The 17,184-nt window shown below is 39.1% G+C and carries 15 protein-coding genes; 9 read left to right on the top strand and 6 right to left on the bottom strand.

Annotated elements, in window-relative coordinates; translation table 11 throughout:
- Window positions 1–154: 154 nt before the first annotated feature.
- Both PZE06_RS10725 and PZE06_RS10720 read right to left on the bottom strand, forming a co-directional pair.
- Window positions 155–1,114 (bottom strand): permease prefix domain 1-containing protein, encoded by a 960-nt coding sequence (locus tag PZE06_RS10725; RefSeq protein WP_150915588.1) that lies wholly within the window; start codon window positions 1,112–1,114, stop codon window positions 155–157.
- Entirely contained in the window at window positions 1,111–1,443 is a 333-nt protein-coding gene (locus tag PZE06_RS10720) for a PadR family transcriptional regulator (RefSeq protein ID WP_150915589.1), read from the bottom strand. The genes PZE06_RS10725 and PZE06_RS10720 overlap by 4 nt, the downstream gene beginning before the upstream one ends.
- Window positions 1,444–1,726: 283 nt before the next feature.
- Between PZE06_RS10720 and PZE06_RS10715 the strand changes: the two genes are divergently transcribed.
- From PZE06_RS10715 to PZE06_RS10695, 5 genes are read left to right on the top strand one after another with little or no spacing between them, the layout of a single operon-like run.
- Window positions 1,727–2,989 (top strand): FG-GAP repeat domain-containing protein, encoded by a 1,263-nt coding sequence (locus PZE06_RS10715; protein ID WP_150915590.1) that lies wholly within the window; start codon window positions 1,727–1,729, stop codon window positions 2,987–2,989.
- A gap of 12 nt (window positions 2,990–3,001) precedes the next feature.
- The gene (locus tag PZE06_RS10710; protein WP_150915591.1) at window positions 3,002–3,685 is read left to right on the top strand and encodes a response regulator transcription factor; all 684 of its coding nucleotides are present in this window, start codon (window positions 3,002–3,004) and stop codon (window positions 3,683–3,685) included.
- Between the two features lie 3 nt (window positions 3,686–3,688).
- Complete coding sequence (locus PZE06_RS10705) at window positions 3,689–5,056, top strand: sensor histidine kinase (RefSeq protein WP_150915592.1); 1,368 nt, start codon at window positions 3,689–3,691, stop codon at window positions 5,054–5,056.
- A 32-nt stretch (window positions 5,057–5,088) separates the two neighbouring features.
- Window positions 5,089–6,966, top strand: a complete 1,878-nt coding sequence (asnB, locus tag PZE06_RS10700; RefSeq protein WP_150915593.1) for an asparagine synthase (glutamine-hydrolyzing) — start codon at window positions 5,089–5,091, stop codon at window positions 6,964–6,966.
- A 22-nt stretch (window positions 6,967–6,988) separates the two neighbouring features.
- Window positions 6,989–7,741: a lysozyme inhibitor LprI family protein gene (locus PZE06_RS10695; protein ID WP_191963215.1), complete on the top strand. Its 753-nt coding sequence runs from the start codon at window positions 6,989–6,991 to the stop codon at window positions 7,739–7,741.
- Window positions 7,742–7,799: 58 nt separating this feature from the next.
- Here PZE06_RS10695 and PZE06_RS10690 read toward each other — a convergent pair whose 3' ends face one another.
- Entirely contained in the window at window positions 7,800–8,825 is a 1,026-nt protein-coding gene (locus PZE06_RS10690; protein WP_150915595.1) for a FecCD family ABC transporter permease, read from the bottom strand.
- A complete protein-coding gene (locus tag PZE06_RS10685) occupies window positions 8,825–9,850 on the bottom strand; it encodes a FecCD family ABC transporter permease (protein WP_150915596.1) in 1,026 nt (341 codons plus the stop codon). The genes PZE06_RS10690 and PZE06_RS10685 overlap by 1 nt, the downstream gene beginning before the upstream one ends.
- Window positions 9,851–10,002: 152 nt before the next feature.
- Between PZE06_RS10685 and PZE06_RS10680 the strand changes: the two genes are divergently transcribed.
- Window positions 10,003–10,986 (top strand): ABC transporter substrate-binding protein, encoded by a 984-nt coding sequence (locus PZE06_RS10680; RefSeq protein ID WP_150915597.1) that lies wholly within the window; start codon window positions 10,003–10,005, stop codon window positions 10,984–10,986.
- A gap of 170 nt (window positions 10,987–11,156) precedes the next feature.
- On the opposite strand, the gene PZE06_RS10675 is transcribed toward PZE06_RS10680, so the two are convergent.
- Both PZE06_RS10675 and PZE06_RS10670 read right to left on the bottom strand, forming a co-directional pair.
- Window positions 11,157–11,597, bottom strand: a complete 441-nt coding sequence (locus tag PZE06_RS10675; protein ID WP_150915598.1) for an NUDIX domain-containing protein — start codon at window positions 11,595–11,597, stop codon at window positions 11,157–11,159.
- Between the two features lie 376 nt (window positions 11,598–11,973).
- A complete protein-coding gene (locus PZE06_RS10670) occupies window positions 11,974–12,810 on the bottom strand; it encodes a TetR/AcrR family transcriptional regulator (RefSeq protein WP_150915599.1) in 837 nt (278 codons plus the stop codon).
- 96 nt (window positions 12,811–12,906) lie between these two features.
- On the opposite strand from PZE06_RS10670, the gene PZE06_RS10665 reads away from it, so the two are divergent.
- The 3 genes from PZE06_RS10665 to PZE06_RS10655 all read left to right on the top strand — a co-directional run bounded on the left by PZE06_RS10665 (window position 12,907) and on the right by PZE06_RS10655 (window position 17,125).
- Complete coding sequence (locus PZE06_RS10665) at window positions 12,907–15,996, top strand: efflux RND transporter permease subunit (RefSeq protein ID WP_150915600.1); 3,090 nt, start codon at window positions 12,907–12,909, stop codon at window positions 15,994–15,996.
- A 336-nt stretch (window positions 15,997–16,332) separates the two neighbouring features.
- Window positions 16,333–16,893 carry a hypothetical protein gene (locus PZE06_RS10660; RefSeq protein WP_150915601.1) on the top strand — a complete coding sequence of 187 codons (561 nt, stop codon included), beginning with the start codon at window positions 16,333–16,335 and terminating at the stop codon, window positions 16,891–16,893.
- Window positions 16,894–16,969: 76 nt separating this feature from the next.
- Complete coding sequence (locus PZE06_RS10655; protein ID WP_095311592.1) at window positions 16,970–17,125, top strand: DUF1540 domain-containing protein; 156 nt, start codon at window positions 16,970–16,972, stop codon at window positions 17,123–17,125.
- Window positions 17,126–17,184 lie beyond the last annotated feature (59 nt).

The raw sequence follows: 17,184 nt of genomic DNA, 5'->3' as shown, positions 1-17,184 counted from the left end.
GCCTTTGAGGTCTGGCCAGTAGAAGTAGTACAATTGGCGAACCTTTCAGTAGCCCTTTAGGGTTTGGTCAGTAACAAAGGCTTTCAGCCGCAGAGAAAACCACCCGTTCTCACGGGTGGTACTTATTAGAGGCTATTTATGTCCCAGCCTCGTTTCATTTTGTTTCATTTGTTTTCAGGATGTTATATGCGGCGCTAAACATCGCAAACAAAAGACCTGTGATCGGAAAGATAATCCAATTGATATGCCATTGCTGATAAACTAGGCCGGTGATGAGGAAGATACAAACAGCTAGTGGCCAAATGATGGCTGCAACTGCCCCAACTACTTTGTTTTCTTCCTTTTGACGTTCGGAGTATTCTTCAAGCTTCAGCAATTTATTGTAGCTGTCTTTTATGCCTCCATAGTAAATAAAAATATTTATCGCGATGGCTATGATACAAAGCAAGGCAACAACACCGTAATTGACAGCTTCTTCACTTATGGCCATGGCGATAAAGAGAGATACGGGAGAAAGAATGCATAATATGACGCCGAAAATAACGGATAGTGCATATGTCGGTTGATAGGCTTTCGCCTTGTCCTCAAGCATTTTTTTCATGTTGAATGAAAGGGAGAATTCTCCTTTTTTTTCAATCGTTTTGTATTTGTCCTTAAGCATGCCTCCGTAAATAAAGAGTCCAACGGCAATGGCTACGAGAACAAGTAACGTGGTCACACCGATGGTTGTTGCGGCAAGTTCAGAAAAGTTTGGAAGCTGAAAAAATAAAATGAGTAACGCTGCTCCAAGCATACAAAGGGTCACGCCGAGTCCTATAAGCATGCTTGCCTTTTTACTTGTTTTAAGAAAGTCTTCAGCCTCTTCCTCTAATAATAAAGGGAAGTGGGTTTCTTTTTGCTCTAATTGAATGTCAAGTTCATTCAAGAGTTCATCAATATTACCGAATTCTGAAATGACGATACCAATCGCTTCATTTTCAGATTTCCCTAATTTTTTTAACTCATTATATTTGTCCTCCATATTTGCCAGCATATCTGCTCGTATGTCTTCTAATTGCTTTGTCTTCGGCAAAGTAGCAAATAGGTTATCTAAATAATCAACAAGGGTATTCATATAAAATCCTCCCTAATAAATCGGTTAATAACTTCCTTCGTTAATTCCCATTCTTGACATTTTTCTTTGTAGTAGTGAATTCCCGCTTTGGTGATTTTGTAATAAGTGCGCCTTTTGCCAAATGTTTCGTCTTTATAAAAGGCTTCGATATAACCGTTATTCAATAAGCGATTAAAAGCTGAATATAAAGTGGTTTCTTTAATCGTGTATTTCTCATGAGACAATTCTTTAATTTGCTTGGATATTTCATAGCCATAAGACTCATTTTCTAACAATAAATAAAGAATGATCGTATCGTTGTATCCCCGAATAACATCACTGCTAATCAAAAGAAGTCTCCTTTCTGCAGGTTTTTATGGATATTACTCCATTTGTCGTACTTCATCTGTCGTAGTAATTTCAATGTATCATAATTACTACGACAGGTAAAGTAATATTTGTGAAAAATATTTAAATGGGCGTTGCAACATGATGTTGTTCCAAATTTATCAAGGGAATACTAAGGAATGTATGGAACAGAGCAAAATTGTAACTACTTTGTAAATTATCCTCGATTCAAGAGCATTATAATTAAGTTACTTAAGTGGAGTAAAATTTTGGAGGTAGCGAATTTTGAAGGGGAAATGGAAATTTTTTATACTCATAGCGGTCTTTATCGTATTATCGGCTTGTGACATTATTGAAAAGCCGAGTCTGCTAGTAAAGGGACCGAGCGATTTAATTGAATCACCTCCAAGTGGAGATAGGCAGAAAACAGCATTAAGAGAAAAAGTTCAGCAATTGCTCCCAGCAAATATGGAATTCGTTACCGCGAAGCATGGATTAACAAAAGAGTCCATTTTCGTGGAGGAAACAACTGGGAATGGAGAACTGGAAGCAGTCGTTTTGTATAGGGAAAATAAGACCGATCGAAATGTTCAACTCCTCTTTCTTCGTGAAAAAGATGGGGAGTGGGAGCAATTAACAAAATTGGAGACAGATTATTATTTGCTGGATTACTTTAAGTTATCCGACTTAAATGAGGATGGTGTATTGGAAGTTGTGATCGGACTTTACTTCTCCGATTTTGAAACAGAAAAGCAGTTATTGATTTATGAGTGGAACAAAGGCAGTTTTCAACAAATATTAGAAAGACCTTATGATGTAGTGGATGTAGCCGATTATAATCGTGATGGAGTGGAGGAGCTTCTCGTTATTGATGGGAAGAAAAGGGAATTTTATAATGCTGATCTCTTTCAATACGAGAATAAGGAATTACAATTACTTGATACTGTTAGTCTAGACCCTTACGCCTTTCACGAAAATGTAGAAAGTGGAAAATTAAGTGATGGTCATCAAGCTTTGTTCATTGATAGTGCAATTGGAGCTCATTCCATGACGACAGAAATGGTTGTTTTCGGTGATGAAGGTTTAATTAAATTGGAAGAAGATATGATTAAGGCTAAACCACTCTATAGTCGAGATATGAATAATGATGGTGTTTTAGAGGTAGGGAGTATGTATATTCCACAAGGCTGGGAAGAGACGGCATTTGCAGATATTCCATTTATTGAATATTACTCGACTTATTCTATTGATGGAGATTCGCACAAAGTGATGGAGCGCTATACCGATCGTGAGAGAAGGTTTTATATTGAAATCCCGCCAGCTTGGTTTGAAAAAGTGACGCTGAATAAACTGGATGATGGTGTCCAGCTAGTAGATATTGCAAGCCGAAACGTCCTTTTTGAGGTGCGCTGGCAAGAGAATGATATGCTTGCTCCTGCGTCTGCCACGATTCTCGAAGAAACGAAGGACATGGTTTTTTATACAGAAATGGCAGAAATGAAGGATTTTCCATTTACACAATTTCACTTATTGCAAGATGAGTTTTGAGGAGGACCATACATGACAAATATTCTCGTTGTTGAAGATGAATTATCGATCAGAAGTTTCCTAAGCTTAAATCTTAGAAAGAAAGGATATATCGTCAAAGAGGCGGTCACAGGTGAAGATGCTTTAATGTATTTTCAGCGTGAGTCATTTGCGATCATCCTTCTTGATCTCATGCTTCCGGGAATAGATGGGTTTGAGGTTTGTCAGCAAATTAGAAAGGTAAATCAAACAGTTGGTATTATCATGCTTACTGCAAAGACTCAGGAAAAAGATCGTGTGGAAGGTTTAATCATGGGAGCGGATGATTATTTAAGCAAACCGTTCAGCCTAGCCGAACTGGAGGCAAGGATTTATTCACTGTTGAGAAGGTTAAACAGCCCTGAGGAATATGGGAAAAAAAATATTGTTTCCGGATCTTTTCGATTAGATCAAGCTCATAAAAAAATCATACATGAAGATGAAGAGATTAAGCTAACGCCAACGGAATACTCGATTTTGCAGTTCATGATGAGTCGCCCAAACCGCGTCTTTTCTAGGGATGAGCTTCTTGACGAAGTATGGGGAGAATACTATGTCGGTGATATTAAAGTAGTTGATGTCAATATAAGGCGTATTCGCCAAAAAATCGAAAAGGATCCATCCAACCCCGTCCATTTATGTACAGAATGGGGACGTGGATATCACTGGAAGGAATAGGGTATGAAACGAAAAGTTATTTTATATTTTATGATCATCATTACCCTAACCCTTGGGTTAATGCTGGCGATTATGAGCTTTGCTTTAACGAAGTATTATTATCAAGGGATTGCAAATACCTTTGAGAACCATGTTGAAGCTATAACGCCATTATGGGACAAAGGAAATGAAAGACTTTACGGAGAGCTTCAAGATTATAGCGAACAAATTATAAAGGATTATCAGTATAAGGGTGCAGATCTTGAACTGCTAAATTTGCAAGGGGAGCTATTGCAATCGTCTACAGGTTTTTATGAACAAATTAAGTATGAGTTAAATCCAGATATATTTAACTTTTCGACTGTTTATGAAGAGGAGAAGGTCGAGCTTTCTGGTCAAGAATTCATTGCCGTTTATATCCCACTCGTATTAGAGGGACAAGCAATTGGTGTTCTTCGATATGGCTCTTCTCTAGCAAACGTACATGAAACGATTGAACGCCTCATGGCCTATGGGTTTCTTGTTTGTGCACTCGTTGCTGCTACTGTATTTCTAGTAAGTCTCAGGCTCGCTGATTCAATTGTAAAGCCAGTAAATAAGATTATTGACTTTACGAAAGAAATGTCAAAAGGGAAGTTTGAGAAAAGAATAGCAGAGGAGTTTCCCCATGAATTAGGTGAGATGGCTAGAACGTTGAATTACATGGCTGATGAGATTGTCAAAACGGACCAGTTAAAAAATGAATTTATTTCTTCTATTTCCCACGAACTTCGGACGCCTTTAACGGGTATTAAAGGATGGATAGAGACAATCCAATCCTCAGATGATTTGACGAAAGAAGAGGCAAAATTTGGACTAAAGATGATTGAGGGTGAATCAGAGCGACTTATCGAGCTTGTCGAAGATCTGTTGGATTTTTCAAGATATGAATCTGATCGAATGGTGTTAATGCCTGCGCCAATAAAATTTGACCACCTTGTCCAAGAGGCTGCGGCTCAGCTTGAGAAAAGGGCAGAGGAAAAAAATGTCCAACTAAAGCTCGAGTGCACACCAGTTAATATTTGTGTCGATCGCAATAAGATGAAACAAGTGTTATTAAATCTGCTTGATAATGCCATAAAGTTTTCCGAAGTAGGAACAGAGATACGTATACTCGTGATCATTAAAGACGAGAGCCTCTTTTGTTCTATCTCTGATCAAGGAATTGGAATTAAGGAAGAGGATTTACCTTTTATTGCAGAATCGTTTTACAAGATTAACAACAATATAGTCGGAGCTGGACTCGGCCTAGCTATTTCACGAAAAATTGTGGAAAAGCATGGCGGCACAATCATCTTTAAAAGTAAATACGGGCAAGGTACAACGGTTGAGGTGACGTTGCCCTTAGAATAATTAGAAATTGGTTGGGAATAGGAGAGAAGTATATGTGCGGTTTTATCGGGTATATGGGAGAAAATAATTGTGGGATTCATGAGCTTGCCCATAAAATGTCATCTGTTATCGTTCATAGGGGACCTGATGACGCTGGCTATTTTTTTGATGATGATGTTCATCTTGGCTTTAGACGCTTGAGTATTATTGATATTGAGAGCGGCCATCAGCCTCTTGTATTTGCGAATCGTTTTTGGATTACGTTTAATGGGGAAATATACAATTACATTGAGCTGAGAAATGAATTAATAGCCATTGGCTATACTTTCCAAACCGAATCGGATACTGAAGTGATTGTAGCCTTATACAGTCATCTTGGCAAAAATGCTGTCTATAAACTGCGGGGAATGTTTAGTTTTGTCATTTGGGATCAGGAGAAAAGGGAGTTATTTGGGGCAAGAGATCATTTTGGCATTAAGCCTTTCTATTATTATGAAGACGAAGAAGATTTTTATTTTGCCTCGGAAAAGAAGAGTATTCTTATAGCATTGCAACATGATAGTGATTTAGATTTGCAATCATTGCATCATTATTTAACTTATCAATATGTACCAGAGCCACACACATTCGCTAAAGAGATTAAACGGTTAGAGCCAGGGCGATTTTTCATGAAAAAAGCTGGACAGCCTATGGAAATAGAGGTGTTTTTTAAACCTAGTTTTTGTCCTAAAGTCGATTCGTTTCAAAAAACGACAAATAAAATTCAGGATGTTTTAAAGGATTCTGTTTCTATGCATATGCGAAGTGACGTTCCTGTTGGAGCATTTCTTTCAGGTGGGATTGATTCGACGAGCATCGTTGCTTTGGCCAAGGAGATAAATCCTAATATTAAAACATTTACAGTTGGGTTTGAAAGGGAGGGCTTTAGTGAAATTGATTTGGCTCAAGAAACAGCGTACGAATTAGGTGTTGAAAATATTAGCTATGTGATCAGTGCTGATGAGTTTATAAAAGAACTGCCACGAATTATTTGGCATTTAGACGATCCGGTTGCCGATCCGGCCCTCGTACCTTTATATTTTCTTGCTCGTGAGGCCAGCAAGCATGTGAAAGTCGTGCTCTCCGGTGAGGGAGCAGATGAACTGTTCGGCGGCTATAACATTTACCGCGAACCTTATGCCTTGAAGTACTTCCGATACATGCCATCTTTATTGAAAAAAGAATGTAAAACGTTTGCGGGCTTACTGCCAAATTGGGTAAAAGGAAAAAGTTTTCTTGAACGGGGGGCAACGAGCATTGAGAAACGTTATATCGGGAACGCAAAAATTTTTCAGGAGGCAGAAAAAAAGGTACTACTAAAAAACTATCATCCTGATTGGCAGTATGACAATGTTACAAAAGCATTGTATCAACAGGTACCCCATTTGCACGATATACAAAAGATGCAGTTTATCGACCTTCATACATGGCTTCCGGGAGATATTCTCGTAAAGGCGGATCGAATGACGATGGCTCATTCCTTAGAACTGCGAGTGCCTTTTTTAGATAAGGAAGTTTTTACAGTAGCTTCTCAGCTTGATCATACGGTTACGGTTACTAATAGACAGACGAAATATAGTTTAAGAAAGGCGATGGAAGGGCTGATTCCGACATCGGTTTTGAATAGAAAAAAACTTGGATTTCCAGTTCCTATTCGTCATTGGCTACGAGAGGAAATGTTTGATTGGGCTTATCAATTAATTATCGAAAGTAGAACTGATTACTTATTTGAAAAGAATTTAATTCTTTTTCTTCTATCCGAGCATCAAAAGGGAAAAAAGGATAATAGCAGAAAATTGTGGACAGTAATTGTTTTTATGATTTGGCATGAAATTTATATGGAAGGAAAGCTTCCGTTTGAAACGAAAGAGAAGGTTTTGCAATATTCATAAGAAGAGGGAAGGGGAGTTTGTCATGAAAAAATTAGTAGTCATAGCATGTCTGTTTTTATTAGCCTCCTGTGGAAATAGTGATTATGAAGCAGCCATGAAACAAGGCAAAACAACCTTGGAAAGTGAAGATACGGAAAAAGCGACCGCATCCTTTGAAAGAGCATTAGCTGAAAAGCCGGATGATACTGAAGCGAAAAGGTATTATGAACAGCTGGTGGCTTTAAATGAAGTGAAAGAAGCGATCACAGAGCGTCAGTGGGAAGATGCGTTATCGACAGCTCTTGTTCTTTTACAGGAGGAAGGATTGGAGAATCATGTGAAAAACCAACTAGACCAATTGATTGAAACAGCAGAAGCGGAATTACAAAAAGAGCAGCAGGAAAATATAGTGGAAGAAGAAGCTTTAAGTGCTGCGAGCGAGAAGGCCATTTTTTTAAAGAAGCTGGAGGACGTGGAGAAAAGTTTAGCATCACAACGTAAAATCCTTGAAACGGGTACGCAGGTCGATATGACAAAAGCCCAAGGGGAAATATTTGAAAGCTGGGATGATGCATTAAATGAAATATATCGTAAACTTGAAAAAACATTGGCGCAAAAAGAAATGAACAGTCTTAGAGAGGAACAAAGAAAATGGATTATCTATAGGGACGAAACAGCAACTAAAGAGTCGCTCCCATATGAAGGTGGATCAATGCAGTCCTTGCAATATCTCAGTACTCAAGCAAACTTGACAGAAAAAAGGTGCTATGAGTTAGTGGAAGGATATATGGAATAAAAGAGAAGGTACGTTCTGCTGGGAAATGAATGAGCAGCGTACCTTCTCTTCGTTTTTCTTAGACCGTTTTAACTAACAAGTAAATGAAGTATGGAGCGCCAAGAATGGAAACGACGAGTCCAACGGGCAGTTCCATTGGCGCCATGATCACTCTTCCTAATGTATCTGCACTTAGAAGGAGGAGTCCTCCTATTAATGCGGTGGCAGGGAGGATTTTTGCATGTCTTGCTCCGATTAAACGCCTCGCAATATGCGGTGCAATTAATCCTAAAAAGGTAATTCCTCCTCCAACGGAAACACATGCCCCTGCAAGAGCAACTGAAATAAGAAGGAGAATTCTTCGCTCCCTTTCAATATCGACGCCAACACTAATTGCGATAGGATCGCTAAGGCGTAATACATCTAAATATCTTGATTTATATATGGCCAGTGGAATAAGAATAAATATCCACGGCAGCAATGCAAGCACAAATGTCCAATTCGTTCCCCAAATCGTTCCGGAAAGCCAAATGATCGCTTTCATAAAATCAATTGGTTCCATCTTCATCTGAAATACAATCAACCCGGCACTAAAGGCGGAATTAATTCCAATCCCAACTAGGAGTAGACGAACCGGGGTGACGCGGCCTTTTTTCCAAGAAATCGCATAGATTAAAATTGCCGCTACAAATGCACCAATCAGGGCAGCCGCAGGCATAATAAAGATCGATAATGCTCCCGTCAGAAAGGTCGTGCCTTGAAAGAAAAACATATAAAGGACGACAGCAAAGCCGGCTCCTGAATTAATTCCTAAAATCCCCGGATCAGCTAAAGGATTTTGCGAGATCCCTTGAAGGATAGCTCCTGAAATTGATATTCCCATCCCGACTAAAAGGGCGAGAATGATTCGTGGTAAACGAAAGCTGAAAATGGTAAGTTCATTGTGTTCTGTTCCTTTTCCGAGTAACGTATCGATCACTTCTTTAAATGGAATTGAGATAAATCCTGCGTTAATACTAAGGAAGAACATGAACACGATAAGGATGCTTGTCGTCACCATGAAAATTTTAAATTTCCGCTTGTCCTTTGATAAAGAATGATTCATTACAGCTCCCTCCCTTCTTTCCGAGCGAGGTAAAGGAAGAAAGGCACACCGATAATTGCTGTGACTGCTCCCACTGGTGTTTCAAATGGAGCGTTAAGCAAGCGGCTTGCAATATCGGCAACGAGCAACAATAGTCCACCTAATACGGCGGAGCAAGGGATAATCCAGCGATAATCCACTCCAACTAGAAAACGGGCGATATGTGGGATAACAAGTCCGACAAAGCCAATCATCCCTGCAATGGAGACAGCCGCCCCCGTTAAAAAAAGGACGGTGATTGTTCCGAGAAATTTAATAGCCCCAGTATTCTGACCTAATCCTTTGGCGATGTCCTCACCGAGACTAAGAATGGAAATGGAACGGGATAATATAATAGCGAGAATAAGGCCGGCAAGTACAAAAGGGGCCACATACATAAGTTGCTCCATTTGAACAGCTGAGACGCCTCCAGCATACCAATAGCTAATGTCCTTTGATACGTTAAAGCGAATTCCAATCGCAGTAGAAAGCGAACTGAGCAGCGAGGTAATCGCTGAGCCGGCAAGAGCAAGCTTAACAGGTGTGATGCCGCCCTTAGATAAGGATGAGATACCAAATACTAAAATCGTTCCAAGAGCAGCTCCTAAAAATGAAAAAGCAATTAACCCCGTATATGAAATAGCGGGAAATATGGCAAAAGCAATGGCAATTAAAAAGGACGATCCGGCTGTCACTCCCATAATTGAAGGGGAAGCTAATGGATTTCTCGTCATTCCTTGCATAATCGCCCCCGCAACGGCAAGAGCGGCTCCAACTGTAACAGCAGCAAGGGCACGAGGCAGTCTTAACTCTCGGACAATGACATGGGAAGATTTGTCCCCATCATAGGAAAAAATGGCTTCCCATACCGATTTAAAACTGAGATCGGCAGCTCCAAAATGGATGGAAGAAATCATGGTGAAAAAAAGAAGAACACCACCGCCGATTAAAATAATTGTTCCAATAAGATAATTGCTATGCAGTTCATTCTGAGTATTTTTTGGCATGGTTCGTAACTACTTTCTTCAAAGAATAGACAAAATTATTTGTGATAGGATATTGACATTATCGTAATTTTGTATTTTAATTGAAACCGATAATCATTATCATTTAACCTGTATTTTTGAGTCTATTTTACCATATTCCTAGGAGGATTCCAATGATAAAACAGAAATTGATGCAACTACTTGGAGCTGGATTGTTGCTTGCGACGTTAGCTGCTTGTGGAGAAACAGAAAATAGTCAATCCGAACCAAAAGAAAATGAGCAAACGAGGCAAGAGACGGATGCAGAGTCTTCAACGGAACGTGTGTTGACGGATGCAATGGGCAATGAAGTAATGGTTCCAGCAAATCCTGAACGGGTGATCGCTACATATCTTGAAGACCATTTAGTTGCGTTAGGAATTATTCCGGTTGCCCAATGGAGCGTCAATGATGGTGCCAGCATTCAAGGGTATTTGCAAGGAGAACTAAAAGATGTTCCAACGATTCCACACGATTTACCGTTTGAGGCGGTTCAGCAATTTTCTCCAGATTTACTTATTATGGACTCAGCAAGTATGGTTGAGGGTGGAAAATACGAGCAATATAATAAAATTGCTCCGACATATGTAATTGGAACTGAGGAAAATAACGACTGGCGCGATGAATTACTTCGTGTAGGTGAAGTGTTTGGCAAAGAGGACGAAGCGAAAAAGGTATTAGAAGAGTATGATGCAAAAGCAAAAGAGGCGAAGGAACAAATTGAAAATAAGCTCGGAAATCCTTCAGCAGCAGCGATTTGGCTCGTTGGCGGCAGCTTCTTTGTCGTGAGTGATTCCCTATCAAGCGGTGCTGTTATGTATCAAGATTTAGGTCTTCAGGTACCAAAGGTTGTTCAAGAAATATCAGCTAGTGCAGAAAGCAACTGGAATGCCATTTCATTAGAGAAATTAGTCGAACTTGATGCGGAATATTTATTCTTGATCAACAGCGATTCAGCGAGCGGTTCTTCAGCGTTAAATGAGGCGTTGTGGAAAAACATCCCTGCTGTTAAGGCTGGCAACGTGTTCGAATTCACTCCAGATGAAAGCTGGCTCTATACAGGAGCAATAGCAAACGGACAAATAATTGATAATATTTTAAAGAGTATTGTGAAGTAAGGGAGTTTTTTGAAGCAGCTGTTTTGATGGAGAAATTCAAAATCAAAATGAATTCACTAAATTAATCACAAAGCAATGAACAGACAAAAAAGCTTGAGGTAGTTTTCAAAACCACAAGCTTTTTTGAATTTCAGATTGAAGGATGCTTCTTTATTCAACATCTATTCTTCTTAACGAATGAAAGCTAGTTCCCTATCGGATAAAGCATCCTCCAACCATCTGGGATGCATGTTTAATAAATTTTGCGGTAGATTATACTGTTCAAAAAACTTAATTTCTAGCGACTCGTTTGAATTGCATTTAAGCTCTCCACCTGTAATTTCAGCCAGAAAGCAAGTTGTAATAAAGTGTATGACTTTTCCATTTGGGTATTCAAACACCTGTGAATGAGGATCAGAATATACACCAATTAACTTTTTTATACGTATATCCAAATTGGTCTCTTCTTTTACTTCTCGAATAGCAGCCTCGGACACGGTCTCACCTATTTCAATATGTCCTGAAGGAATACCCCAAAGTTCTACATCGGCCCGTTTTTGTAACAGAATTTGCTTCTCCTTATTTAAAACAATAGTGGCAACACCGGCTTTTAACTCATCGATTCTTCTCATAATACAGACCTCCTTAAAATAAAAAAAGGTCTGAAGAGAAGGAATTCAACGCATAACAAATACGTTGAACCTTTCCCCTCGGACCTTTTATGTCAATAGGTGCCTTTTACATATTGTAAAAGATGTAGCCCTCGGACGCTGTCCTAATAATATTAGCGGAACCCTAGCTACAATTTTCCAGTTCATTTTGAATTTTACTATTAGTGTAAAAATAATGCAAGAGTCTATCATGATTATGGCAGAAATTGCAGCTTTACCATTAGCTGTTATTATGGTGCATCAATAAAATAATTTACGATGTCAAAGGATATGTTTATGTGTACACGATATCCGCTCTTAATCGAAAAAAGGCTTTACTTTATGATGATTTGGATTCCTAATTTTTTTCATAGCCAAAATAATTTCTTAATAAGTAAGCGACCCATTTGCAATGGGGATGACTCCGGATGTTTTCTAGTAAACCTGCAATAATGGCAGAGTGATACGATGGATTGATCATTTCCTCTTTCAGTAATAGCAGGGACTCTTTTTCGACGGATTCTTCTAGTTCTTTTATTTTCTGCTCCATGATTTCAAGGACTTCCTCTTTGGAGACTTCTTTTTCAATCCGATACTCTCTCATAAACATGGCCACTTCTTCGGTGATAAACGGAATGGTGGCATGCTCAGCTAGCACTGTTGTTTTTTCTGAAAGCGCTTGCGATAAACGCTCAATATCAAAAGGGATATTGTGAAATAGTAACAAACCTGTATAGACATTCATAAAGCTTCTAATCGTGTAGATTAAATCATATTTTGTCGCTTTGTCACCAAACAAACGCTCTATCAAAGCGAGGATCAACTGTTCTAACAGTTGGTCGTAATATTGCATTTTGATGAAGAGCTCACCGTTAAATGTTTGTGCCTGTTCCTTAATGATAAGCTTGGCAAAATTAGAGTGCTCTTGGACAGTTTGAAAAGCGGAATGATAAAAGGAAAATAAAAGGCTTTCATTATCCGAATTTTTGACCGTGTAGTCAATATTCGAGATGTACTGTTCCATAAAATGGTCGAGCAAGGCGAGTATTAACTCGTCCTTTGATTTGTAGGCAAGATAGAAAGCTCCCTTGGAAATTCCGCAGTATTCTGTTATTTGTTGAACGGATGTGGCTTCGAATCCTTGCTTGGCGAAGAGTTCAAGTGCCTTTTCCATAATCAATTGTTTTTTAGCCATTTTAGTTCGCTCCTAGATTAATTCGTTGACAAATGACCGTCTAGTCATTATTATAAATAATTGAGTTTTATAAGTCAATTTAGGGCAGGTGTAACAGTGAAAAATTTAGTCAACTTTGTATTGAAAAATAAACTAGCAGTTTGGTTGTTGACCATTATTATAACTGCTTCTGGTATTTATTCCGGAACTCGAATGAACATGGAAACGATTCCGGATATTTCTATTCCGTATTTAATGGTTATGGATGTATATCCTGGTGCTACTCCTGAGCAGGTTATGGAAGATGTGTCCATACCGTTGGAGCGGGCGATTGAGAATCTAGAAGATGTAAAATCGGTTTACTCCAATTCATATTCTAACATGTCAAATATTCAAGTAGAGTATGATTATGGCATTGATATGGATGAAGCAAAACGTGCCCTTCAATCTGCTCTTGACTCAGTAGAATTACCAGAGGGTGCGCAAGAGCCGGAGATTACAGCGATTAGCATGAATATGATGCCTGTAGTCGCCCTGAGTGTAAGCAGTAAGACTGAAGATATTGTCGAATTAACTTCCACTGTGGAAGATGTTTTACTTCCAAAAATAGAAAAGATCGATGGAGTAGCTTCTGCTACGATTACTGGTCAGCATATTGAGGAAGTAGAGCTTACCTATAATGAAGAGAAAATGGCTCAGTTTGACTTGACAGAAGATGATGTTAAACAGATGATTCAAGCAAGTGACATGGCTGTTTCATTAGGCTTATTTGAGTTTGAAGATGGTGAGCAGGCAGTTTCCGTAGACGGTAAATTTATGACGGAAAAAGAATTAAAGGAAATGTTAATTCCTGTTACACCTTCAGAATCGCAGCCGCTTCCATTTGTGAAATTGAGCGATATTGCTACTATTGAATTAGTGGGTAAAGTGCAATCTGTATCCCGTACAAATGGAGAAGATGCAATTGCCATTCAGATTATAAAAGGTCAACAGGCGAACACTGTTGATGTTGTTGATGCCGTTAAGGATTTGGCAGACGAAGAAATGAAAAATATTGATGGACTTGTAATCGATGTTTCTCTTGACCAAGGGGAGCCAATTAAGGACTCCGTCATTACGATGGTAGAGAAGGCGTTATTTGGTGGTTTAATTGCTGTTTTAATTATTCTCTTGTTCTTAAGAGATTTTAAATCAACGATTATTTCCATTGTGTCCATTCCTGTTTCGATTTTCATGGCGTTAATGATTTTAAACTGGATGGATATTACGCTTAACATTATGACCCTTGGAGCGATTACGGTAGCAATCGGCCGTGTCATCGATGACTCGATTGTCGTTGTTGAAAATATTTACCGGCGACTTCATTTAAAAGGGGAGAAATTGACAGGTCGTGCTTTAGTACGTGAAGCGACGATAGAGATGTTTAAACCGATTTTATCGTCCACGTTAGTAACAGTAGCGGTCTTTGCACCACTTGTGTTTGTTGGTGGCATGGTCGGTGAATTGTTTGTTCCATTTGCCTTAACGATGTCATTTGCCCTTGGTGCTTCATTACTTGTGGCGATTACGATTGTTCCAGCACTTTCTCACTTTTTGTTTAAGAAGAAGCTATACGGAGAAAAAACGGAGAGCAGCCATAAAGATTCCGGGAAATTATCCAATTGGTATAAAAAGGTTCTCGAAAAATCGCTGAATCACAAGATTATTACTTCAATCATTGCGGTTGTTTTATTAGCAGGAAGCTTAGCATTAACTCCATTAATCGGCTTTAGCTTTATGGGAAGCGAAGAAGAGAAAGTGATGTATTTAACATACACACCGGAAACTGGTGAGCTTCTTGATGAAACATTAGCCAATGTTGAAGAAGTAGAGCAAGAACTATTAAAGCATGAAGACATAGATATTTTACAAGTGTCCGTAACAGACAGCGATAGTGCAGATATGATGACAGCGATGATGGGTGGTGGAGCTGGCGGTGCTTTAATGTATCTCATCTTTGATTCAGATATGGATAACTTCCCAGAAGTTAGAGAAGAAGTTGAAGAGTATGTGTTCAACATCGACCAAAGTGGAGAATGGAAGAGCCAAGATTTCGCATCCATGAATATGTCTACCAATGAAGTTAGCTACACTTTCTATAGTGAAGATTTAGACCGTTTAAACGAAGCGGTGAAAATGGTTGAAGATGTCATGAACGAAAATGGCGGTCTTGAGGATGTATCATCAACTGCAGAAGATGCATATGTTGAACATACATTTAAAGTGGAGCAAGATGAATTGCTTCAATATGGTTTAACGGCAGGACAAATTGTCATGATGTTAAGTCCTAATCATACGAAAGAAGTGTTAACAACGATTGAAAAGGATGGAAACACGCTAGAGGTGATCGTTCAACATGAGCAAGAAGACCAGCCTAAAACAATCGAAGAAATGCTAGAGCAACAAATTCCAACAGCACTTGGAACAACGATGCCACTTTCTGAACTTGTAACAGTTGAGGAAGGAACCACTCTCAACACCCTTGCGCGAAGCAAAGGAGAATATTATGCGTCAGTATCTGGTACGATTCTAGATAAGGATATTTCCAAAACAACAGCTGAAATTGATAAAGCAATTGATGAATTAGACTTACCAAAAGGAGTCCGTGTTGATGTTGCTGGTGTAGCCGCTGACATGACGGAAACTTTCACGCAGCTTGGTGTAGCAATGCTTGCAGCGATTGCGATTGTATACTTTATTCTTGTTGTTACCTTTGGTGAAGGATTGGCGCCATTTGCGATCCTATTCTCATTACCGTTTGCTGTTATTGGCTCATTTGTCGGATTGCTGATTGCAGGAGAAACGATTTCAGTATCCGTTATGATGGGACTGTTAATGTTAATTGGGATAGTCGTCACCAATGCAATTGTATTGGTTGATCGGATCATCCATATGGAACGTGATGGTATGCCAATGCGTGAGGCGATTCTTGAAGCGGGGGCTACTCGTCTGCGTCCAATCTTAATGACAGCTATTGCCACGATCGGTGCCTTAATCCCGTTAGCAATTGGAACAGGCGGCGGGGGCCTTATCTCAAAAGGTCTTGCAATTACAGTTATTGGAGGCTTAACAAGCTCGACGTTACTGACATTGATCGTCGTTCCAATCGTCTATGAAATTTTATCAAAAATGTTCAAGAAAAATCGTAAAGAAATAGAAGAAAACTAATGATTTGATAAACCGAAGGGGATTGTCCCCTTCGGTTTTTTGTGATTTTGCATCCAAGGATATCGTGTTTTAGTTGGTCAGAGTGGAAGTCATTGGTCGAGGGCAAGTCCGAATGAAAGTCCGAACCGTAGCGTCATTCGCCTAAATTGAACGTAACTTAAGGTGACGTGGTCCCGTTCAAGCTTTTTCAATAGGATTATTTCGATAAAATCGTCGTTCACCCTCGTTATCCGTCTTAAGTCTTAGAGTAATCTATTGCTTAAGCCGCTTATTGAGTTTGGTAAGTTCCCTTTAATATGGAAGTACAGAGTCCGAAAATTAAAAGGGGAATTTACAATGAAGGATAGAAAAATATATATTCTTTTAACTGATACTGGAACTGTTCTAACAAGGGTGATTCGACTTTATACAAAGAAAACCTATAATCATGCCTCTCTTTCACTCGACCCAAACTTAACGGAAGTATATAGCTTTGGGAGGAAACGTCCAAATAACCCTTTCATTGGTGGGTTTGTAAAAGAGAATATTACTACCGGACCCCTTCGCGAAGCAGATTGTGTTATTTATAGTTGTACAGTTTCAGAAAGGCAGTACCAGCAAATTCAAACCTTTCTTAAAGAAATTGAAATTCAGGAACATCTTTATCGTTACAATTTTATCGGACTTTTTGCTTTTATGTTAAAAAAGGAACTTCATCGTAAAAATGCTTATTTTTGTTCCGAATTTGTCGCGACTGCTTTAAGTAATAGCGGAATTGTCCAGTTGAGAAAACCCCCCTCTTTTGTGGCACCGCATGATTTTGAAGATATAAGAGATTTTCAATTAGAATTTCGAGGAAAGCTGGCATCTTTCTACCGAAAAAAGCAGTATTACGATCATCTGTCATTATCGTCTTAAAATAGAAAAACTTACACTTCAAACCGAAGTATTAGCTCCTCTTTTCAGTGAATGATAAAGAGAGGGGGTGAGTAGCTTGGCAAAAGATGTTCTATGTGAAGTAAACAACTGTACGTATTGGGGCCACGGGAACAAATGTCATGCGGATGCTATCTATGTAGTGAGCCATAAAGGAAATAAAGCTTCTACAAGTGAGGAAACGGATTGTAAAACATTTGAGCCCGAGGTTTAAAGAAAAGAGGGTAACCAACTTGGTTGCCCTCATTAATGTTGGCTCAGAAATAGTTGTGG

This window comes from Robertmurraya sp. DFI.2.37 (assembly GCF_029211245.1).
In the GTDB taxonomy this organism is placed as follows: Bacteria; Bacillota; Bacilli; order Bacillales; family Cytobacillaceae; genus Robertmurraya; species Robertmurraya methanolica_A.
This window is presented reverse-complemented; position numbering and strand designations above follow the sequence as displayed.